General features: G+C 67.2%; 19 protein-coding genes. 9 read left to right on the forward strand and 10 right to left on the reverse strand.

What is annotated here, in order from left to right; genetic code table 11:
- Positions 1-34 precede the first annotated feature (34 nt).
- From ACI2KI_RS16785 to ACI2KI_RS16795, 3 genes are read right to left on the reverse strand one after another with little or no spacing between them, the layout of a single operon-like run.
- Positions 35-1,099, reverse strand: a complete 1,065-nt coding sequence (locus ACI2KI_RS16785) for a phosphotransferase family protein (RefSeq protein WP_313105529.1) — start codon at positions 1,097-1,099, stop codon at positions 35-37.
- Positions 1,096-2,394, reverse strand: a complete 1,299-nt coding sequence (locus tag ACI2KI_RS16790; protein ID WP_313105526.1) for an acyl-CoA dehydrogenase family protein — start codon at positions 2,392-2,394, stop codon at positions 1,096-1,098. The genes ACI2KI_RS16785 and ACI2KI_RS16790 overlap by 4 nt, the downstream gene beginning before the upstream one ends.
- 24 nt (positions 2,395-2,418) lie before the next feature.
- The gene (locus tag ACI2KI_RS16795; protein WP_313105523.1) at positions 2,419-3,150 is read right to left on the reverse strand and encodes an SDR family NAD(P)-dependent oxidoreductase; all 732 of its coding nucleotides are present in this window, start codon (positions 3,148-3,150) and stop codon (positions 2,419-2,421) included.
- On the opposite strand from ACI2KI_RS16795, the gene ACI2KI_RS16800 reads away from it, so the two are divergent.
- The 7 genes from ACI2KI_RS16800 (at position 3,134) to ACI2KI_RS16830 (ending at position 11,211) form a co-directional block, all read left to right on the forward strand.
- Positions 3,134-3,856: a TetR family transcriptional regulator gene (locus ACI2KI_RS16800; RefSeq protein ID WP_313412979.1), complete on the forward strand. Its 723-nt coding sequence runs from the start codon at positions 3,134-3,136 to the stop codon at positions 3,854-3,856. The two genes, ACI2KI_RS16795 and ACI2KI_RS16800, sit on opposite strands and share 17 nt — an antisense overlap.
- Positions 3,857-4,047: 191 nt before the next feature.
- Entirely contained in the window at positions 4,048-6,489 is a 2,442-nt protein-coding gene (locus tag ACI2KI_RS16805; RefSeq protein WP_313412978.1) for a TonB-dependent receptor domain-containing protein, read from the forward strand.
- A 27-nt stretch (positions 6,490-6,516) separates the two neighbouring features.
- Positions 6,517-7,500, forward strand: coding sequence for a fumarylacetoacetate hydrolase family protein (locus tag ACI2KI_RS16810; protein ID WP_404621928.1), 984 nt, complete (start codon positions 6,517-6,519; stop codon positions 7,498-7,500).
- Between the two features lie 299 nt (positions 7,501-7,799).
- Positions 7,800-8,690 carry a 3-hydroxyacyl-CoA dehydrogenase gene (locus tag ACI2KI_RS16815; protein WP_312785069.1) on the forward strand — a complete coding sequence of 297 codons (891 nt, stop codon included), beginning with the start codon at positions 7,800-7,802 and terminating at the stop codon, positions 8,688-8,690.
- Positions 8,687-9,874: a thiolase family protein gene (locus ACI2KI_RS16820; RefSeq protein ID WP_313104069.1), complete on the forward strand. Its 1,188-nt coding sequence runs from the start codon at positions 8,687-8,689 to the stop codon at positions 9,872-9,874. The genes ACI2KI_RS16815 and ACI2KI_RS16820 overlap by 4 nt, the downstream gene beginning before the upstream one ends.
- Positions 9,875-9,891: 17 nt before the next feature.
- Positions 9,892-10,527 (forward strand): glutathione S-transferase N-terminal domain-containing protein, encoded by a 636-nt coding sequence (locus ACI2KI_RS16825; RefSeq protein ID WP_313104067.1) that lies wholly within the window; start codon positions 9,892-9,894, stop codon positions 10,525-10,527.
- Between the two features lie 15 nt (positions 10,528-10,542).
- The gene (locus ACI2KI_RS16830; RefSeq protein ID WP_313104066.1) at positions 10,543-11,211 is read left to right on the forward strand and encodes an SDR family NAD(P)-dependent oxidoreductase; all 669 of its coding nucleotides are present in this window, start codon (positions 10,543-10,545) and stop codon (positions 11,209-11,211) included.
- 61 nt (positions 11,212-11,272) lie between these two features.
- On the opposite strand, the gene ACI2KI_RS16835 is transcribed toward ACI2KI_RS16830, so the two are convergent.
- The 7 genes from ACI2KI_RS16835 to ACI2KI_RS16865 are packed head-to-tail and all read right to left on the reverse strand — an operon-like array spanning position 11,273 to position 17,487.
- The gene (locus tag ACI2KI_RS16835) at positions 11,273-12,202 is read right to left on the reverse strand and encodes a DMT family transporter (protein WP_313104064.1); all 930 of its coding nucleotides are present in this window, start codon (positions 12,200-12,202) and stop codon (positions 11,273-11,275) included.
- Positions 12,199-12,720 (reverse strand): carboxymuconolactone decarboxylase family protein, encoded by a 522-nt coding sequence (locus ACI2KI_RS16840; protein WP_312785060.1) that lies wholly within the window; start codon positions 12,718-12,720, stop codon positions 12,199-12,201. The genes ACI2KI_RS16835 and ACI2KI_RS16840 overlap by 4 nt, the downstream gene beginning before the upstream one ends.
- Positions 12,721-12,723: 3 nt before the next feature.
- Positions 12,724-13,692 carry a lactoylglutathione lyase gene (locus ACI2KI_RS16845; protein ID WP_312785059.1) on the reverse strand — a complete coding sequence of 323 codons (969 nt, stop codon included), beginning with the start codon at positions 13,690-13,692 and terminating at the stop codon, positions 12,724-12,726.
- A gap of 49 nt (positions 13,693-13,741) precedes the next feature.
- Positions 13,742-14,935 carry a thiolase family protein gene (locus tag ACI2KI_RS16850; protein ID WP_312785058.1) on the reverse strand — a complete coding sequence of 398 codons (1,194 nt, stop codon included), beginning with the start codon at positions 14,933-14,935 and terminating at the stop codon, positions 13,742-13,744.
- A complete protein-coding gene (locus ACI2KI_RS16855) occupies positions 14,932-15,330 on the reverse strand; it encodes an OB-fold domain-containing protein (RefSeq protein WP_312785056.1) in 399 nt (132 codons plus the stop codon). The genes ACI2KI_RS16850 and ACI2KI_RS16855 overlap by 4 nt, the downstream gene beginning before the upstream one ends.
- Positions 15,331-15,365: 35 nt before the next feature.
- Positions 15,366-16,169: an enoyl-CoA hydratase-related protein gene (locus ACI2KI_RS16860; protein WP_313105973.1), complete on the reverse strand. Its 804-nt coding sequence runs from the start codon at positions 16,167-16,169 to the stop codon at positions 15,366-15,368.
- Between the two features lie 37 nt (positions 16,170-16,206).
- Positions 16,207-17,487 (reverse strand): MFS transporter, encoded by a 1,281-nt coding sequence (locus ACI2KI_RS16865; protein WP_312785052.1) that lies wholly within the window; start codon positions 17,485-17,487, stop codon positions 16,207-16,209.
- 241 nt (positions 17,488-17,728) lie between these two features.
- On the opposite strand from ACI2KI_RS16865, the gene ACI2KI_RS16870 reads away from it, so the two are divergent.
- Both ACI2KI_RS16870 and ACI2KI_RS16875 read left to right on the forward strand, forming a co-directional pair.
- Positions 17,729-18,748 (forward strand): NADPH:quinone oxidoreductase family protein, encoded by a 1,020-nt coding sequence (locus tag ACI2KI_RS16870; protein WP_312785050.1) that lies wholly within the window; start codon positions 17,729-17,731, stop codon positions 18,746-18,748.
- A 176-nt stretch (positions 18,749-18,924) separates the two neighbouring features.
- Positions 18,925-20,556: an AMP-binding protein gene (locus tag ACI2KI_RS16875; protein ID WP_312785048.1), complete on the forward strand. Its 1,632-nt coding sequence runs from the start codon at positions 18,925-18,927 to the stop codon at positions 20,554-20,556.
- The last annotated feature ends 81 nt before the right edge of the window (positions 20,557-20,637 follow it).

Here is a 20,637-nt window from a genome sequence, read left to right on the forward strand (position 1 = left end):
GAAACGCCCGCCGGAACCCTCCGGCGGGCGTTTTTCATGACCGGGCCTCATCGAGCCAGCGTCCGGCGCGGCCCAGCAGCCGCACCGCATTGGCGTGCAGGCGCTCGCCGATCTCCATCGGCGCCTTGCCGGCGCAAGCCCGCGCGTAACTGCCTTCGAGAATGAGGGCGAGCTTGTAGCAGGCGAAGACCTTGTACCATTGCAGGTTCGACAGGTCGGCGCCGGTCAGCCGAGCGTAGACCTCGACCAATTCCTCCGCCTCGGGGAAACCCGCCCAGGGCTCGACGACGATCGTGGTCTGGCTCATGTCCCCACCCGGGCCGGGCCAGGTCGCCAGCAGCCAGCCGAGGTCGACCAGGGGATCGCCTATGGTCGACAGCTCCCAGTCGATCACGGCCTCAAGCACCGGGGCGTCCTGGCGGAACAGGACGTTCTTGAGATGAAAGTCGCCGTGCATCAGCCCGGGGCGGAAGGTCTCCGGCCGACGCTCGTCCAGCCAGGCGCCGATGGCGTGAACGTCAGGCAGGCCGTCGGGGCCGGGCCAGCCCGCAAATTCGTCGTAGCTTTCCAGCTGCTTCATCCAGCGGCGCGACTGGCGTTCGAGAAAGCCTTCCGGCTTGCCGAAGTCGCCGAGCCCGACCGATTCGTAATCGACGAGAGCGATGCGCGAGAGGCCCTCGATCACGGACAGGCCCATGGCGCGACGGGCCGTGGGAGATTGCGCATGGAGGGCCGGCATGCCGACGGCGGCGTTGAACCCGTCCAGCGGCTCCATCAGATAGAAGGCGGCGCCGAGCACCGAGGCGTCAGGGCAGTCGGCGATCAGGCCTGCGTGGGGCACGTCTGATCCCTTCAGGGCCCGCAGGAGCCGCGCCTCGCGCCGCATGGTGTCGCTGCCGTCGCGCCGCGGATTGAGCGGCGGGCGCCTCAGCACATATTCGCGTCCGTCGCGCCGGAAGCGCAGCAGGACGTTCTGGGAGCCGCCCGTCAGCTGGACGACCTCCGTGATCGGGCCCGCGCCGAGGCCCTGATCGGCCATCCATCGGGCCAGGGCCTCAAGGTCGACGAGCTCCAGTCCGTGCGGACGGTCTATGGTCATGCGATCGCCGCCTTCAGGCCCGCCTCGTCGCCGGACAGGCCGTATCGGGCCAGGGCGTCGGCGCGTCGCGTCGGCACGTGATAGTCGGGGAAGAGGCCCTGGGAATGCTTGCGGCCGCGCAGCAACTGCTTGGCCAGGGTCACCTTGTGGACGTCGGTCGGACCGTCTGCGAGACCGACCTGGAAGGAGTCGAGCACCATGGCCGCAAGAGGGGTCTCGTTGGACAGGCCCAGGCAGCCGTGGATGTAGACGGCCCGCGCGGCGATGTCATGCAGCACCTTGGGCATGGCGGCCTTCACGGCCGAGATGTCGCCCCGGACGCGGTTGTAGTCCTTCTCGCGGTCGATCTTCCAGGCGGTGCGCAGGACCAGGAGGCGGAACTGCTCCAGTTCTATCCAGCTGTCTGCGATCTTCTCCTGCACCATCTGCTTGCTGGCGAGCGGTTCACCCCGGCTGATACGCGCCAGGGCGCGGTCGCAGAGCATGTCGAAAGCCTGTCGCGCCTTGCCGATCGTGCGCATGGCGTGATGGATGCGTCCGCCGCCGAGTCGAACCTGGGCCACGACGAAGCCGTCGCCCTGGCCGCCCAGCATGTGATCCAGAGGAACGGCGACCTCGGTGAACCGCAGATAGGCGTGGGCCGGATCGCGATCGCCGTAGCCGACGTTGCGGACGATCTCGAGCCCGGGCGCGTCCTTGGGTATGATGAAGACGGAAAGGCGGCGATGCGGCGGGGCCTCGGGATCAGTGACCGCCATGACCAGGAAGAAGCTGGCGTACCGCGCATTGGTGGCGAACCATTTCTCGCCGCTGAGGACCCAGTGGTCGTCACGACGCTCGGCGCGGGCGGTGAAGGTCGTGGGGTCGGCGCCGCCCTGGGGTTCCGTCATCGAGAAGCAGGACACGATGTCGTTGGCGAGCAGGGGCTGCAGATAGCGATCCTTCTGCGCCTGCGTCCCGTAGACCGCCAGAATCTCGGCGTTGCCCGAGTCCGGCGCCTGGCAGCCGAAGACGGTCGGGGCGAAGACGGAGCGGCCGAGAATCTCGTTCATCAGGGCGAGCTTGACCTGTCCGTAGCCCGGGCCTCCGAGCTCCGGACCCAGGTGGCAGGCCCACAGGCCTCGCGCCTTGACCTGCGCCTGGAGCGGACGGACGAAACGGCGGTTGAGCGGATGGTCGACGTCGAAGGGGCTCTGCAGGATGAGGTCGAGCGGTTCGACCTCATCGCGGACAAAGGCGTCGATCCAGGCGAGCTGTTCGGCGAAGTCGGGGTCGGTCTCGAATTCCCAGGCCATGGGCGGTCTCCAGTCTGTTCGGTGTCAGGACAGGGTTCTGCCGCCGTCGACGACGATGGTCTCCCCGATGATGTAGGTCGCGAGCGGGGAGGCCAGGAAAAGCGCCGCGCCGGCGATCTCCTCGGGTCGTCCCAGCCGCTGCAGCGGAATGCCCCTGAGCCGCTCTTCGAGCCGCTTCGGATCCGCTGTCGTCACTTCGGTCATCTTGGTCGCGATCAGGCCCGGCGCGATCCCGTTCACGCGAATGCCGCGTCCCGCCCAGGCGTCGCCGAGCGCGCGCGTCAGATGGATGGCCCCGGCCTTGGACGCCGAATAGGCGGGATTGCCCCGGGCGGCGCGCAGGCCGCCCACGGAACTGATCAGGATCAGGCTGCCGCGTCGCGCCTCCAGCGCCGGAGCCAGTTTCTCGGCGCAGGCCATAAGGCTGTTGAGGTTCACCTCCACGACCCGACGGAAGGTCTCGGCCTCGAATTCACGGCGCCGGTACTCCACTGCGCCCTGCGACAGGATCACCACGTCGAGGGCCTCGAAGGGCGGTGTCCACGCCTCGACCGCCCCGGCCTTGGCGACGTCCAGCGTCGAGAAGGCGAAGGGGGCGAAGGCTTCGGCGGCGTCGCCGTAGTCCGCCCTGTCGGCGCGGGTGCCTGTGACGGCGACACGGGCGCCCCTGGCGGAGAAGGCCTGGGCGCAGGCCAGGCCGATGCCGCTTGTTCCGCCGATGATCAGGACGGTCTTGTCGGTGAAGTCGAGATCCACGGCGGTCCTAAAGCGAAAGAATGAAACAGTTGTTTTATTTCACATGAGTGCGCTAGGTCGTCAATCCATGAAAGCTGAGAAGGCAGACATCGCCCGCGAGACGATCAAGCGGGCCGCGCAGAGCCTGTTTGCCGCGCGCGGGGTAGACGCTGTGTCCGTTCGCGACATCCTGGCGGCGGCGGGGCAGCGCAACGGCGCGTCGCTGCACTATTATTTCGGCTCGAAGGACGACCTAGTCGCCCAACTGGTGATCGACGGCGCGCGGCTGATCGATGAGCGGCGCAACGCCCGACTGGACGCCTTAGAGGCCGTCGGGGGACCGCGTTCGCTCGACGAGGTGATGGAGGTCCTCATCCTGCCGTCGACCGAGCTCGGCAGGGAAGGCGGAGAGGGGGACTATCTTCGCTTCATCAGCACTTTCAGCCTGCAGAACCGCGCGGACTTCGAACGCATCGTGGGCGACGGCTGGAATCGCGGCTATCAGCGCTGTCTTGACCATATCCGGCGTCTTTCGCAGGCTCCTGTCGAGGTCCTCGAGCGACGGCTGGTCTTCCTCAGCCTCGGATTGCGGGCGGTCATGACCGCCCGGGAAGCCGCCCTGGCCTCAAACGCCGCCCATCCCTTCTGGCAACCCGACGAGACGCTCGCCGATCTCGTGCGGACCCTCGTGGGCATGGTGTCGCCGGCCGGCGCGGAAATCCCCTAGGGTCCCGCGTCCGGGGCTTGCCTGATGTAGTTCGCTATGTAGAACTATATTCCGGTGTCAGATTATGGATTGCGACCGGGGATATCTCTGACTAGCATCGCCCCGCGGTCGCGCCATGACGCGGACCGGGAGTCGGCCTGAGGGCGCCTGCGCGAAGACGCGGGGACCGCAGGCGAGGGAGAGGGAAGACGATGGACGTGAAGACAGGCATTTCATGCGGCGCGCTCGCATGGGCGTTGATTTCCTTTGCGGACCCGGCCGCAGCACAGACAGGACCCGAAACCGAGGTCGTCACCGGCGTTGACGAGGTCGTGGTCACCGCGCGTCGTCGCGACGAGGCCCCGATCTCCGTGCCGGTCTCGGTCACGGTGCTGGGAAGCGAACAGCTTCGCACCCTGGCGGTGGACAGCCTGCAGGATCTTCGCGCCGTCACGCCGGGAATCTCTGTCGGCGAGGTGTCGGGCGGCGTAGGCGGCACCGTATCCCTGCGCGGGGTCGGAACGACAGCCGGCTCCAATCCCACCTTCGAGCAGACTGTCGCCGTCAACATCGACGGCGTTCAGTTGTCTCGCGGCGGCGCGGTGCGCGTCGGCCAGATCGACATGGAGAAGATCGAGGTCCTGCGGGGGCCTCAGGCCCTCTTCTTCGGCAAGAACAGTCCGGCGGGCGTGATCTCTATCACCACGGCGGATCCCGGCCGATCGTTCGAGGTCGAGACTCGCGCCGGCTATGAATTCAGCGCCAAGGAGCGCCAGCTTGAAGCTGTGGTGTCAGGGCCGATCACTGAAACCCTCGGTGGCCGACTGGTCGTCTACGGCGCCGACATGGACGGCTGGCGCGACAATATCGCGGGGCAGGCGGCGGAAGCGGCGAATGCAATCCGTCCCGGATCGGTGATGGGCGCGACCTCAGGCGGCCCCCAGCAAACCTTCTTCTTCACCCGCGGGACGCTGAAGTGGGAGCCGACCGATCGGTTCGACGCCCGCCTGAAGCTGAGCTACGCCAAGAATGAGGGCATCGGATACAATCAGGCCGGCGGCTTCCAGAGAATTTACTGCCCGAACGGCGCGCCCCAGCTGGCGCCGCAGGCGACCGTCCTGAACGGCGGCACGCCCAACGCCGACCTGGCCAAGGCCCTGTCCGTGGACAACTGCCGTCCTGACGCCACCTACGCCAACGGCAATATCAACCCCGCCTTCCTGGTGGGCTCGCCCGAAGGCTTCACCGATCCGTCCGGGGCCGGTGACTATAGTCAGCAGCTTCATTCGCTCGAGCTGAACTATCGTCCGTCCGAGTGGCTGAAACTGACGTCAGTGACCGGCTGGGCGAAGAACGAGGACTTCCGGGTCGACACCTATGCCGTCGCGCCGTCGGACGCCGCGGCTGCCAACGACTTCAGCGGCAATACGGGCTACACCCAGTTCACGCAGGAAGTTCGCGTGTCGTCGGACCTGCCGGGCGCCTTCAACTTCCTGGGCGGCGCCTTCTACGAATCCTCCGAGCTGGAGACCTATACGCGCGCCATTGCGGCCGGCTCGCCGCTGTTCCTGCACAATATCGACGGCGAGACCCAGTCGGTGTTCGGTCAGGTTCTGTGGGATGTCGCCAGCACTGTCGAGCTGGCGGGCGGCCTGCGCTGGAGCAAGGAATCCAAGGACTTCGCCGTCTCGCGTGAGGGCGTGCCCCAGCCGGTTTCGCCAGCCTCGGCTGATTTCGAGAACACCTCGCCCGAAGTGACCCTGACCTGGAGGCCGACGGATCGTCTGACCCTCTACGGCGCCTACAAGGAAGGCTTCAAGTCGGGCGGGTTCGCGGCGGCGACCAATACGGGTCCGGCCTTCGCCAGGCCCCTGAACGCCATGTACCTGCCGGAATCAGCCCAGGGCTTCGAAGGCGGGGTCAAGGCCCTGCTGTTCGACGGGGCGCTCCGCCTCAACCTGGCGGCCTACGACTACGACTACACCAATCTGCAGGTGAATTCCCTCGACAACTCGAGCGGGGTGCCGGTGATCCGGGTCAACAACGCCGGTGCGGCGACGGTCAAGGGGCTGGAGGCCGATTTCACGCTCCGCCTGCCCCAGGTTCAGGGTCTCACGATCCGGGGCGCTGCCAACTACAACGACGCGAAATACACTGACTTCCTCGCCACCTGTTATATCGGGCAGACTATCGCCGACGGCTGCAATCTTCTGCTCAATCCGTCGACCGGCCGATACACCGGTCAGCAGCTGGCCGGCGAGCGGCTGGTCAATGCGCCGGAATGGACGGGATCCCTGGGCGCCGCCTACAGCGGGCCGACGGCGATCGATGGCGTCGACTGGGGCATGAACATTGATACCCTCTACAAGTCCGAGTACAATCCCCACCCGGAACTGCATCCGGGCGCCTTGCAGAACGACGTGGCCTTCCTCAATGCGGGGGTGCGCGTCTTCAGCGCGGACCGGACCTGGGAAGTGGCCCTCATCGGCCGCAATCTCACGGAAGAATTCCGTGTCGATGTCGCCTCCAACGTGCCGCAGACCGGTCTGGCCGCTCGCACAGGGACGGCGCTGACCGGGGGGCTGGCCGACCTCAGCGGCAATGTGAACCGGGGGCGTGAGATCATGCTTCAGGTGACCTTCAGGCCGTTCTGACGGCGCGCGGCGAACGGGAGGCCAGAGATGAGGCTTGTGACATTCGAGGCGGCCGGCCGAAAGCGGGCCGGGGCCTTCGTCGAGGGCGACACGCTCATCGTCGACCTCGCCGCGGCGCACATGCAGAGGGTCGGGGAGCATGCTCCCGAACTGGCCGATATGCTGGCGTTGATCGAGGGGGGCGACAATGCGCTCGACAAGGCGGCCGAGGCGGTGAGAGGCGCTACGGCCGATGCCGTCTTCGCGCGGTCCGCCGTCACTCTGAAAGCGCCGATCCATCCGCCGCCGCAGATGCGCGACTGCAGCTCGTTCGAACTGCACCTGCGCCAATGCTATTCGGCGGCGCGGGCCATGAGGGCCCGCGCCAAGGGGGGCGAGGTGATCGAGGACACGGGGCCGACCGATGCGGAGCAGAGAATCCTCGATCTCTTCGCCCGCCAGCCCATCTACTACAAGGCCAACCGCTTCTCGGTGATCGGGAGCGAGGAGACGGTGATCTGGCCGTCCTATTCCCGGACCATGGACTTTGAGCTTGAATACGGCTGCTACCTCAAGAAGGCGGCCAAGGACGTGCCGGTCGACAAGGCTCGCGACTACATCTTCGGCTACACCATCTATAATGATTTCAGCGCCCGCGACGCCCAGGCGACCGAGATGATCGGCCAACTGGGTCCGGCCAAGGGCAAGGACTTCGACACCGGCAACGCCATGGGGCCCTGCATCGTCACCGCCGACGAGATGCCCGATCCCTATGCGCTGACCATGATCGCGCGTGTCAACGGCGAGGAATGGGGCCGGGGTCATTCAAGCGCCATGCACTGGAAGTTCGAAGACCTGATCGCCTTCATCTCGCGTTCCGAAACCCTCTATCCCGGCGAGTTTCTGGGGTCGGGAACCGTCGGCAACGGCTGCGGTCTGGAGGCGCAGCGCTTCCTGAAGTCCGGCGATGAAGTCGAACTCGAGGTCGAGGGCATCGGCGTGCTGCGCAACCGCATCCTCAAGCCGCTCTAGAACCGACACGACAGGGCGTCCCCCTGCGATCGCGAGGCCGCGCATCAGGGGGAGACGCTCGACGCCGTTCGACAGGACGAATGGCGACGACGATGGGCCTTTGTGTTCTGAAATTTCCAGAATGGCGTTCTCAACAGAGAATTTCATTTGCTGGGGCCGATCCTTTCCCGCTAGAAGAGAAGCATTGAGGCGACGGCTTGTCCGTTGCGCACGGGGCGGCCCAGCCTTGCGGGCCCCGTCCAGGCCAGCTCCCCGGGCGTCTGGACGACGAGCCCGTTCAGAACAGAAGGTAGAGATTGATGGCCAAGGTTGCAGTGGTGGGGGCCGGCCTCATGGGCGTCGGCATCGCCCATGCGTTTGCTTCGGCGGGACACGACGTCCGGCTGGTCGATGTATCGTCCGAACAATTGGCCAAGGCTGAAAAGACCGTCGCCGGCATCCTCGCCGACGGGGTCCGGCTCGGGAAGACGGACGAGGCGACGGCGGCGGCGGCTCTGGCCCGGTTTTCGACGTCGGAGAGCCTGACCGACAGCGCCATGGGGGCCGACCTGTTGGTCGAGACCGTGTCGGAAAACCTGACGATCAAGACGGAGGTGGTTCGCAAGGCCGAGGCCGTCATGGCGCCGACCGGCCTGATCGCCACCAATACCTCCGCCCTGAGCGTGACGGAGATCGCCGCCGCCTGCCAGGACCCGTCGCGGGTCATCGGCATGCACTTCTTCAATCCGGTCCAGAAGATGAAGCTGGTCGAGCTGGTGCGCGGCCTGGCCACCACGGATGAGGCCGTCGCCCGGTGCCGTGACTATGTGACCCAACTCGGCAAGACGGCCATCGTCGTCAATGAGACGCCGGGCCTGACCACGAGTCGCATGTCGGCCATGGCCGGCAATGAGGCCATGTGGATGCTCCAGGAAGGCGCGGCCACCGCAGAAGACATCGATACGGCGCTGCGCCTGGGCTTCAACCACCCGATGGGGCCCCTCGAACTGGGCGACCTTACCGGCTGGGACACGCGCCTGTCGGTCCTGCACTATCTGCACGCCACCCTGGGCGACAAGTTCCGCCCGTGTCCGCTGATCATCAAGATGGTCAAGGCAGGACGCTATGGCCGCAAGGTCGGCTGGGGCGTGTACCGGTATGAAAACGGCCTTCGCGTGCCTGGATCCGGCCTGCGCGGGAGCCAACTGTGAACCCCGTCTATGTGGTCGCAGCGGTCCGCACGCCCATTGGACGGTTTCGCGGCGCGCTGGCGGGCGTGAGGGCGGATCAGCTCGGCGCCCACGCGTTGAACGAACTGGTCGCCCGCGCCGGCGTCGGCCCCGAGGCGATCGACGACGTCATCTTCGGCTGCGTGACCCAGATCGGCGAGCAGTCGGCCAATATCGCCCGCACCTCCCTGTTGGGCGCCGGCTGGCCCGAGACGATCCCGGCCATGACGGTGGATCGTAAATGCGGGTCGTCGGAAGCCGCGATTCATATCGGGGCGGCCCAGATCGCAGCGGGAATGAGCGACCTCGTGGTGGCGGGCGGGGCGGAAGCCATGTCGCGCGTGCCCATGGGCTCCAACCGGGCCATCCACGGCGAAGCCTTCGGCTGGCAGGTCTCGGACCGCTATGAGCTGACGTCCCAGGGCGAGGCGGCCGAGCGCATCGCCGACAAATACGGCTTCGACCGCGACGCCCTCGACGACTTCGCCGCAGAGAGCCACCGACGCGCCGCCGCGGCCAGCGACGCGGGCTATTTCCGCGCCGAGACCGTCGCCGTCCCGGTCGCCGATCTTTGCGAGAAGGACTGGGACGGGCTGCGCGACAGTCTTGAGGCCGACCAGACCATTCGTCGCGACACCAGTCGTGAAAAGCTCTCGACGCTGAAGACCAGCTTTCGCGAGAACGGCCGCATCACCGCCGGAAACGCCTCCCAGATTTCAGACGGAGCGGCTGTGGTCCTGCTCGCGTCCGAAGCGGCGGTGCGGCGCTTCGGCCTGACCCCGTTGGCGCGTATCCGCGCGGCCGCCGTGGTGGGGGCTGATCCGACCCTGATGCTCGAAGGGCCGATCGCCGCCAGCCGCAAGGCGGCCGCCATGGCGGGGCTGTCGTTCGACGATATCGCCCTGTTCGAGGTCAATGAAGCCTTCGCCAGCGTGCCGATGATGTGGATGCAGGCGACCGGGGTGGGGGCCGACCGGCTTAACGTCAACGGCGGCGCCATCGCCCTGGGCCATCCGCTCGGGGCCACGGGCGCCCGTCTCGCGACGAGCCTGATCCATGAACTGGGACGTCGCGGCGAGACCTACGGCCTTCAAGCGATCTGCTGCGCCGGCGGACTGGCGACGGCGACCCTCTACGAAAACCTCATGCCCCGGCCGGCGGCCTGAAACTGGAGGACTCGTCCATGTCCCGGCTCACCTTCTACTATGCCCCCACGAGCTGCTCGCTGGCCTCTCATATCGCGCTCGAGGAGTCCGGTCTGGCTTTCGAGGCGAGCCGCATCCGGCTGCATGACGCGGACTCCGTCGTCGCCTGGCGCCAGACGAACCCTTCGGGTTCCGTGCCGGCCCTGATGTCCGACGGGCGACTGCTGACCGAAAATGTCGCCATCCTGGACTATGTGGCGCGTTCTGCGCCGGCCGCAGGCCTGTCGCCGGACGACGCCTTTGATCAGGCGAGGATGCTGTCCCTGACCGCCTGGTTCGCCAGCACCGTGCACATCACCGGGCGTATGGCGCGCGCCCCCTTCCGGTTCACGCCGGACGAGACGACCTATCAGGCCCTGAAAACCGAAGGCCGGATCCGGTTCGAGGCCAATCTCCACAAGATCGACGCCCTCCTGGCCGATCGTGACTGGCTGATCGGTGACCGGATGTCGGTCGCCGACGCCTACGCCCTGGTCTTCTATGCCTGGGGCGTCGCTGGAGAGCATCCGGTCGCCGGGCTCAAGCACTATTCCGCCCTGGCGCGCCGCATGGCCGCGCGACCGGGCGTTCAGCGCGCCATGGCGCGCGAGAAGACCCCGCCTTTTCCCGCCTGACCCCGGAGACCCGCCATGCGTCGCACCGCCATCGTCACCGGAGCGTCCGGCGCCCTGGGGCGCGCCCTCGTGGCGCGGCTCAAGGCCGCCGACGTCGCTGTCGCCGCCGCGGACGCATCGCCGTCCTTCGAGATCGAGGCGGATCTGGTGCTGCCAGGCGTCGATCTCGCTGATGCGGCCTCGGTGGAGGCGGCCATCGAGGCGGTGGTCGCCGCCTTCGGAGCGGTCGACGGGCTGGCCAATATCGCCGGGGGATTCGTCTGGCAGACCGTGGTCGGCAGCGAGGCGGAGACCTGGGACCGGATGTACCGCACCAACCTGCTCACGGCCGCGCTCGTCAGCCGGGCGACGGTCCCGCATCTGTTGAAGCAGGGCGGCGCGATCGTGAACGTCGGCGCGGCGGCGGCGGCCGATCCGGCGACGGGCATGGCGCCCTATGCGGCCTCCAAGGCAGGCGTGATGGCGTTGACCCGCAGTCTCGCGAATGAACTGCGCGGGCAAGGGGTGCGCGTCAACGCGGTCCTTCCGACCATCCTGGATACGCCGGCGAACCGTCGGGACATGCCCGACGTCGATCCCGCCGGCTGGGTCCGGCCGGAGCACGCCGCCGAGACCATCGCCTTCCTGTTGTCGGACGCCGCCATGGCGGTCAACGGCGCAGGCCTCACGCTCGCAGCCTCCTGAGGCGATTCAGCGCCTCGCCGTCCGGTCGCCTGTCCGCGCCTTCCGCTTTCACCTGCGACGGCTAGGCGGCTTCTGGCGGAGACGCTTCGACGGCGCGCATCCTGGCGCGCCTGATCTGGATCTCCCGGTTCGTGATGTAGAGGGTCGAGGCCACGATCACGCCCGCCCCCAGATAGGTGTAGGCGTCCGGCAGTTCGCCGAACACGACCAATCCCGCGATGATCGACAAGACCAGCCTGGCATAGTCGATGGGGGCCAGGACGGCCGCCTCGCCGACGGCCATGCCCTTGATGAACAAGACCTGGTTGGCGGCGCTGAGCAGGCCTATCAGGAAGAGGGGAATCAGGTCGCCGACACTGGGCCAGCGCCAGTCGGCCAGGGCGAACGGCAGGCATAGGATCTCCCCTATGATGCTCGAGCAGACCAGGATGGAGCTCGCCGACAGATCCTTGGTGAGGGACTTCACGCCTGTGATCGTGCCGGCCAGGCAAAGGGCCGAGACCAGGGCCGCGACGTGCGGCCAGCCGAGCGAGACGCCGGCGCCCCAGGGACGCATGATGATCAGGACGCCGACAAAGCCGATCGCCACCGCCGCGATGCGGCTGGGGCCGATGCTTTCACGAAGGAAGACCGCAGCCAGCAGCACGACCCAGAGCGGGCGCGTGAAGGACAGGGCGTTCGCCTCGGCCATGGGCACGGCCTCGTAGGTGTAGAGCAACAGGATCATGCCGACGGTCGCGAGCAAGGCGCGTACGAACAAGGGCGGCATCGTCGCCAGCGGCACCAGCAGCACCTGCCGCGGGCTGCGCAGCATGAAGGGGATCGCGACGATCAAGGAGCCGGTCTGGCGATAGAAGTTCTGGACGTGGGAGGGATAGTCGCCGGCAAGGTGCTTCACCAGAACGGTCATGGTGACGAAGGTTGCGCCGGACAGCAGCACCCAGATCGCGCCCTGGGCGTTGGGCGGCAGCCGTGAGAACAGGGTCTTCAAGCCGAAGCGTCCTCATAGCCCTTGAGGACATAGGTCATGCGGCCGCCAGCCAGCATCAGGCCGCTGAACAGGTGAAGCTCGACGATCTGTTCTTCGGTGAAATGCGTCCGCAGGTGCTCGTAGACCTCGTCTCCGAGCGAGAAGTAATCCCCGGCGAACAGTTCCGCAAAGCGCAGGGCGGCCTGTTCGGGCGGGCTGAACCGGGGATCCGACCAGTCGCTGCAGGCGACGATGTCAGCCTCGCTGACGTCGTCTGACTTGCGGGCGATCTGACACACGGGGCAGGTGGTGATTGAGGCGATCTTGAGCCGCACCAGTTCGCGCAACCGCTCGGGCAGCACCCCCCGTTCGTGGATTTCAGCCATCACGCCCAACCAGGCGGCGGCCGCCGCCGGTCGTCTCGCCCAGATCTGGACCGGCAGGGTGTTGGACAGCATCCGCGTCGCCGTCCCCTGGGCGATCGCAGCGCGCAAGGGATCGGGCAGGCTGTCGAGCGGCAGAGGGGCGACGCGGGCCATCGGTCAGCCCCGGTCTTCGCAGAACTCGAAGATCGCGCCGTCGAACTCGGCGGGGTCGACGCGAAGCAGGGCGCCGTCGACCGCCTCGCTGTGCTCGATCCTTTCGAACTTCACGCCCAGGGCGCGCAGGCGCTCCGCCTTGGCGTCCAGACCGTTGACCGAGATGCGGATGTAGTGCGGGCCCGGCCCCCAGTTGTGCAGATAGCGTCCTGAAGGGCTGTCCCACTGGGTCGGCTGGATGACGTCCAGCGTCGCGCTGGTCCCCAGGTTGAAGCCGATGCGGGCGACCTTGTAGCCTTCGCCCTTCAGTTGTTCGACGGCGCCGGCGGGCCGGAGGTCCAGGTTGTGGTCGAGACGGCGAAGGACGTCGTCCAGGTCGCGGACGAGGAAGCCGCGGCCGACCACCCGGACCATGTCGCCAGGCTGGGGGTCGCGCGGGCGGGGCGGGGGCGTGGTGAAGGCTTCGGCCGGCATCTGGATCGCGGCCAGGGGAATGACCTCGATGCACAGCCCGCCGTCGACCGAGGGCTCATAGACCGGATTTTCGGGGGTGCAGCCGACCCACAACCGGTCAAACGGCATCTCGGGGGTTAATTGGGCCAGACGGAAGGGCTGACCCTTGCTGAGCAAATGCTCGACGACGCCGCCGATGTTGTCCGACACCAGGACGGTGGCGTGGGTCTTGATGGGGCGGAACGGACCCTGGAAGTCCTCGAGGCTCTTGAGGAAACCCGGGAACATGGGGTCGCCATGGTTGGGGAAGTCCAGGTGGCCCTGGGGCTCGACGCGGGTCGGCGAGACCGCGAGGGATTTGTGCACCCTCAGGAAGTGGGCGACATAGGGGTGGCCCGGAAAGGCCTGGCGCCAGTTGGCGTGGCCGTGGATGTCCAGCTTGCTGACAATCTGTTCGGCGGTGTGGTCAGCGTCGTGGACCATCAGGTCGCCGCTCAGCAGCAGGTCGTACAGGCTCATGTCTTTCTCCTTGCGTCGGCGGCGCGCGGGCGCTCGCGGGTCGTGATCTTCAGTCTTTGACGAGAAGCAGGCTGCCGGCGAGAGGGCCGCCGCCGGAGGCGCAGACCGCGACGCGAGGGTCGCGAATCTGGCGGTCGCCGCCGCGTCCCCACAACTGGCTGCAGGCCTCGTGAACATAGCCCATGCCATGGGTGCGTCCGCCGGACAGCTGGCCGCCGTTGGTGTTGAGCGGCAGTTCGCCGTCCAAGGCGATCCGGCGGCCGCCCTCGACGAAGGCGCCGCTCTCTCCTCTGGGGCAGAGGCCCAGGCCCTCGAGCCACATCATCGTCAGGATGCTGAAGCCGTCGTACAACTGGGCGGTGTCCACATCGGACGGCGTGAAGTCGGTGCGCGCCCACATGGCGTTTCCGGCGTCCGCGGTGGCGTTGGCGGTCAGGTCGATCTGGTCCCACAGATAGGGCTGGTTCATCGCCGCGCCGATGGCTTCGATACGGACCGGCGGATTGCGCAGGTCCCTGGCCCGGTCACGGCGTGTCAGCACGATGGCGGTGGAGGCGTCGCAATGGACGTCGCAGTCGAACATGCGCAGCGGCGTCGAGATCATCTTCGAGTTGAAATAGTCGTCCATCGTCATGGGCTTGCGCATGACGGCCTTGGGATTGAGCAGGGCGTTGCGACGCGCATTGAGCGCGATCTGCGCCAGCTGCTCCGGCGTCGTGCCGTACCTGTCCATGTGGGCCGCGGCGTACATGGCGGTGATGTTGACCACCGACAGGACATTAAACGGGGTGCACCACTGCCACATGAAATTCCCGTCGCGCGGACCGGACTTGGCGGCGAGGCTCTGATCCTTGCTGCCGCTCGTGCGGTTGCTGGATTCCGTGATCGTGCGGAAGACCAGGACATTGTTCGCCATACCCGAGGCGATGGCCATGGCCCCGTTCATCACGCCCGCCAGCGGCCCGGCCGCCTCATAGCCTCCGCTGAACCAGTTGCAGTCGAGGCCGAACATGCTCAGCACCGCCAGGGGACCGACGGGAGAGAAGCTGCTTCCGTTGGAATTGTCCCCCGGCCAGGAGCAGACGCCGTCGATATCCTTGGGCTGAAGGCCGGCGTCGGCGATGGCTTCCAGCGCCGCGTCCACGGTGAGCTGCATCGCCGAGCGGGAGGAGGGGCGGCCGACCTCGGACTGGCCGATGCCGACGATGGCGACGTTCTTTTCGAGGAACCGCGCTCCGGTCATGACGTCGCCCTTTCGAACAGAGGGATCCAGACGTCCTCGACCCTTTCGAAGACCACGCTCACGGGCATGCCGATCGCCACGGCCTCGGCCGGGCAGTTCACGATGTTGGTCAGGAAGCGCAGGCCTTCCTGCTCCTCCAGTTCGACGATCGCGACGACATAGGGATCCGCGAGTTCGGGCGTCCAGGCCTGGCGGTTGATGGTGAAGGTCAGTACGCGGCCGCGTCCGGAAACGGGGACTGGGCCGACTTTCAGGCTGGTGCAGTCGCGGCAGACCGGGGCGGGCGGATGGAAGTAGCGGCGGCAATCGTCGCACCGATGCATGCGAAGCTCGCCGACCTCTCCGCCGGTCCAGAACGGTCGCGTCTCCGCGTTGAGCAGGGGGAGCTTTCTCACAGACAGGCCTCCGCAGCGGGGTGTTGAGAATCCATCTAGCGCCCCGTGAAGGCGGGCGGACGCTTTTCCCGGAAGGCGGCGGCGGCCTCCCGGCGATCCTCGGTCGACATCAGCAGGACGAAAAGGTCCTTTTCGAGCTTGAGGCCTGCGCGCAGATCCATCTCCAACCCGTCACGCGCGGCCTCCTTGACATAGGCGCTGGCCGCGGCCGGCCTGGCGGCGATGCGTTCCGCCAGGGCCTGGGCCTCATCGATCAGGCTGTCGCCCGAAGCGGACATTCGCGACACCAGGCCGATGCGGAAGGCTTCGGCCGCATCGATCCGGTCGCCGGACAGCAGAAGATCCAGCGCCGGGCCCAGGCCGACGATCCGCGGCAGGCGCTGCGTGCCGCCGCCGCCCGGAATGAGCCCCAGTCCGGTCTCGGGCAGGCCGAAGACGGCGTCGGGCGCAGCCATCCGGATATCGCAGGCCATGGCGACCTCGAGGCCGCCGCCGAGGCAATAGCCGTGGATGGCGGCGATCACCGGCTTGCGGACCTGGTCCAGGACCTCGATCCAGCCCGGCGTCAAGTCTGCGCGAAGCGCGGGAAGGGAGGCGGCGTCGTTCTGGGACTTGATGTCGGCGCCGGCGCAGAAGCCGCGCTCGCCAGCCCCGCGGATGACGATGGCGCCGACATCGGGATTCTTGTCCAGGCGCACGAGCGCTTCGGCCGCCTCGCGACGGAGCGCCGGGTTGATCGCGTTGATCTGACCCGGCCGATTGAGGATGATCCAGCCCACACGATTGACGTGTTCGATCTGGACGGCGGGGGCGTAGGCCTCGTCTGCCATGGTCGTCATGCTCCGACGAAAATGTGGGGCGCGCGGGAGCGGCCGATCATGCCGCCGCCTCGCCCGCGAAACGTTGCGAGCGCCGCGCGGCGAACCAGGCGGCGAGGAAGTGAAGGCCGGACCACAGGCTGAAGATCATCACAGCGGCGATGCCGAACTTGAGGGAATGGGGCCCGCCGACCCGGTCGCTGACCACGCCGACGACCAGGGGGCCGACGCCGTAGCCGATGAGATTGGTCACAGCCTGGACCGAGGAGACGACCACGCCGCGCATGCGGGGTTCTACGCCCGTGACAAGAATGGCGTAAGCTGGAGCGGTGAAGGCGCGCGAGACGATTTCGAACACGATGAAGGCCAGAGCCACGACCAGCAGCGAGCCGCTCAGGGCGAAGACCAGGCCGGAGGCGCAAGCGAGGACGCAGGCCGTCATCGGCACCGCCGGCAGGGTCTGGACCCCCCAGCGCCTGACGACGCGGTCGCCGATCGGTCCGCCCAGGAGCGATCCCAGTGCGCCGAACAGGCCGACGCCGAGGCCGGCCATCAGACCCGCCTGCGGCAGGGTGAAGCCCTGGGTCCGCACCAGGAAGGACGCCGCCCAGACCGGGACGCCCGACATGGCCAGTGAGGCCAGGCCGACGCCGATGAAGGCGTGAAACACAGTGGGATTGGCGCAGACGAAGCGCAGCGTCTGCAAGGGGGAGGGGGCGGGCTCATCGGCCCGTCCGCCGAGGTCTCGCTCGCGGGCCGGCTCGCGCACGGTCAAGAAGATCAGCACCGCCAGGATCAGGCCCGGCACGCCGGCGACGAAGAAGGCGGCCCTCCAGCCGTAGTTGGCGGCGATGACGCCGCCGAGCAGGAGACTGGTGGCCGTGCCAAAGGCCGTGCTGGTCCAGAAGATCCCCATGGCGGTCGATCGACGCTCCTTGGGAAACAGGTCGGCGATCATCGACATGGCCGTCGGCGCGGCCGCAGACTCCGAGGCTCCGACCGCCAGGCGCGCCATGACGAGCGCCGGGTAGCTCTGGGCGAAACCGCAGATCGAGGTGCAGACGCTCCAGATCGTCACGACGGCGGCCAGCAGCTTCGTCCGATTGACCCTGTCGATCAGCCAACCCATGGGCAGGCCGGCCAGGGCGTAGGTCAGGCCGAAAGCCAGTCCTGTCAGCACGCCGAGCTGGCTGTCGGAGAGCTGGAACTCGGCCTTGACCGGTTCGATCAGGATCGACATCACCGTGCGGTCGATGGAGTTCGACACATAGACCAGCGTCAGGATGATCAGCGTATACCAGGCGCCCTTGGCGAGCGGCGCGGGCTTGGCGTTCGACATGGTCAGGTCCCGACCTGGCGGGCGGAATGCGATGTCGCCCAAAGGCTGAAGATGACGGACACCAGATATCCTCCGCGCGCCTGAAACGGCGTCTCTTTCGGCGAAGCTAGATCAGCGTTTGTAATTCGGCAAGCGGAACAGATTTCTCGTATCAGAATTTATTCATTGTCAGCCACGTGGGGGTTGCTTAGGGGGGAATGGCGGGCCGGCCGGCGCCCGCGGATTTTTCCCGGAGCGTGTCGTGCGAACCCTTCAGAGCCTCAAGCCGGGCGGTCCGGACACGCTGGAGATTTGCGACGTCGACGCCCCGGTTCCGGGGCCGGGCCAGGTCGCGGTCGCCGTCCACACCTGCGGCGTCAACTTCCCCGACAGCCTGGTGATCGAGGACCGCTACCAGCTGCGGCCGACGCGGCCCTTTTCGCCCGGCAGCGAACTGGCGGGCGTGGTGAGCGCGACGGGGGAGGGGGTGACCTCTCCGGCGATCGGCCAGAGGGTCTCGGCCTCCCTGCCGTTCGGCGCCATGGCCGAGACAGTGGTGGTGTCGGCGGATCGTTGCATCGTCATTCCCGATTCCATGCCGTTTGACGAGGCGGCCGCGCTCCAGGTCACCTACGGCACCGTCTATTACGCCCTGCGCGGTCGCGCGGCCCTGCGTCCCGGGGAGACCCTGCTCGTTCTCGGCGCGGGCGGCGGCATTGGCCTTGCGGCGGTCGAACTGGGCAAGGCCCTGGGCGCGCGGGTCGTCGCGGCGGCGTCCTCGGCGGAAAAGCTTGAGGCGGCGACCGCCCTGGGGGCGGACGTCGGCCTGGTCTATCCGCGCGAGATGGGCGCGACGGACTCCCGGGCCTTCGCCGAGGCGATCCGGGCGGCTTGCGGCGGGACCGGTCCTGACGTCGTCGTTGATCCGGTCGGCGGCGCCTACGCCGAGCCGGCCTTCCGCTCCATCGCATGGGAGGGCCGCTATCTGGTGGTCGGCTTTGCGGCCGGCATACCCTCCATGCCCTTGAACCTGACCCTGCTGAAGGGTGCGCAGATCATCGGCGTCTTCTGGGGGGCCTATATGGCGCGCGATCCCCAGGCCGGAGCGGCCGACATGCGCGCATTGATGGATCTGTACGTCGCTGGCAGGATCAGGCCGCAGGTCTGGGAGCGCTTTCCCCTCGAAGAGGGTGGTCGGGCGATTTCGCGCCTGGCGTCGCGTCAGGCGCGCGGGAAGATCGTGGTTGAGGTGGTTTGTTCTGGAAATAGAATGAAGGCCTGATATCAGAATTCTTCTGGACCGAGCCGAACGGCGCGGCTAGTTTCCGCCCTGGTCCGGCGATGCCCGGTCAGGGCCTCTGCGAGGCGCCGCGGCTGCTGGAACGGAACAGGCGGACTGTCGTCGAGAGGCAGGCTCCGCAGGCGGCGGCCAAGCGCGTCTGCATCGAGGATGAACGGATGAATGCGATGATCGGCACGATGGAACAGGGATGGCGAACCGGCCTCCGCGACACCCCGATCGCGGCCCTGAGGCGGGCGGTCGCCGCGCACCCCGACAAGGTCTTCCTGGACTTCAGCGGCGAGACCCATACCTATGCGGCGTTCGACCGGACGAGCAACCGCTTCGCTCACGTGCTCGAGGATCTGGGCCTGACGGCGGGGATGCCGATCGTGTCCATGCTCGACAACAATGTCGATGCGGTCACGACCTGGATCGCCGCCAACAAGATCTCCCTGATCAGCGTGCCGCTGAACACCGCCCTGATCGGCCAGTTCCTGCGTCACCAGATCGAGGACGCCGGGGCCAGTCTGATGGTGTGCGAAGCCCGCTATCTGCCCCGCCTCCTCGAGATCGAAAGCCAGCTCACGACCTTGAAGACGGTGCTGGTCCGCGGGACCTGGGAGGCTGCGCCGGATTCAGGCCTGAACATCCAGCCTCTGGACGCCTATCGTGGAACCGACGACAGCGCCTTCGAGGTCCTGCCTGACCCCGGCGCCCTGAACGCCCTGATCTACACCTCGGGCACGACGGGTCCGTCCAAGGGCTGCATGATCACCGGCAACCAGATGTGCCATTTCGCGCGGATGCTGACGCGGTCTGCGCCCTTCGGTCCGGACGATATCTACTGGACGCCTCTGCCGCTCTTTCACATGAACGCCATCGCCACAGGCGTCGTCTCGGTGATGCTGGTCGGCGCGACCATCTCCTTTGCGCCCAAGTTCTCCGTGTCCGGCTTCTGGCCGGCGATTGAAAAATCCGGGGCTACGGTGGTGTCGATCCTGGGCTCGCTGGGCACGCTGCTGGCGCGCGCTGACGATCATGAAGCCATGGCGCGCTGCTTCGGGCAGGTCCACACGGTCAAGGGCAATCCCTTCCCTGAGGAGATCAAGGCGATCTGGCGCACCCGTTTCGGCGCCCGAAAGATCGGTTCGAACGTCTATGGGCTCACCGAAGGCCTGCTGACCTCCATGCCCGCTGACGGCGCCTATGCCGAGGGCTCCTCGGGCAAGGCGGCGCCCGAGCTCGACGTCCGCATCTTCGACGACCAGGACAATGAGGTGCCCATCGGCGTCGCCGGAGAAGTCGTGTGCCGGCCGTTGATGCCGGACATCATTTTCAAGGGCTACTGGCGGCGCCCCGAAGACACCCTGAAGGTCATGGGGAACCTGTGGTTCCACACGGGCGATATCGGCAAGTTCGACGAGAACGGCTTCTTCTACTTCGTCGACCGCAAGAAGGACTACCTGCGCCGGCGGGGCGAGAACATCTCCAGCTTCGAGATGGAGAGCTCGATCCTGACCCATCCGGCGATCGAACAGGTCGCGGTTCACGCGGTGCCGTCGAATCTGCAGGAGGACGACCTCAAGGTGACGGCCAAGCTGAAGCCGGGCGCCGCGCTCTCCGAAGCGGAGCTGTGTCGCTGGTTGATCGAGCGGGTGCCCTATTATGCCGTTCCTCGCTACATCGAGTTCCGACCGGAACTACCGGTCAACCCGCAAGGGCGGGTGCTCAAGTTCCAGCTCCGCGACGAGGGCGCGACCGCGACGACCTGGGATATCGAAACGACGGACATCAAGCCGGCCCGCTAGCGGCCGGCGAATGGCCACGCGCCATGCGGCGCGCGACCGGAGAGATGCTGCGGGCGCTCCGCGGGCATGCGTTCCAAATCC

The organism is Brevundimonas sp. NPDC046655 (assembly GCF_044901625.1).
Lineage (GTDB): Bacteria > Pseudomonadota > Alphaproteobacteria > Caulobacterales > Caulobacteraceae > Brevundimonas.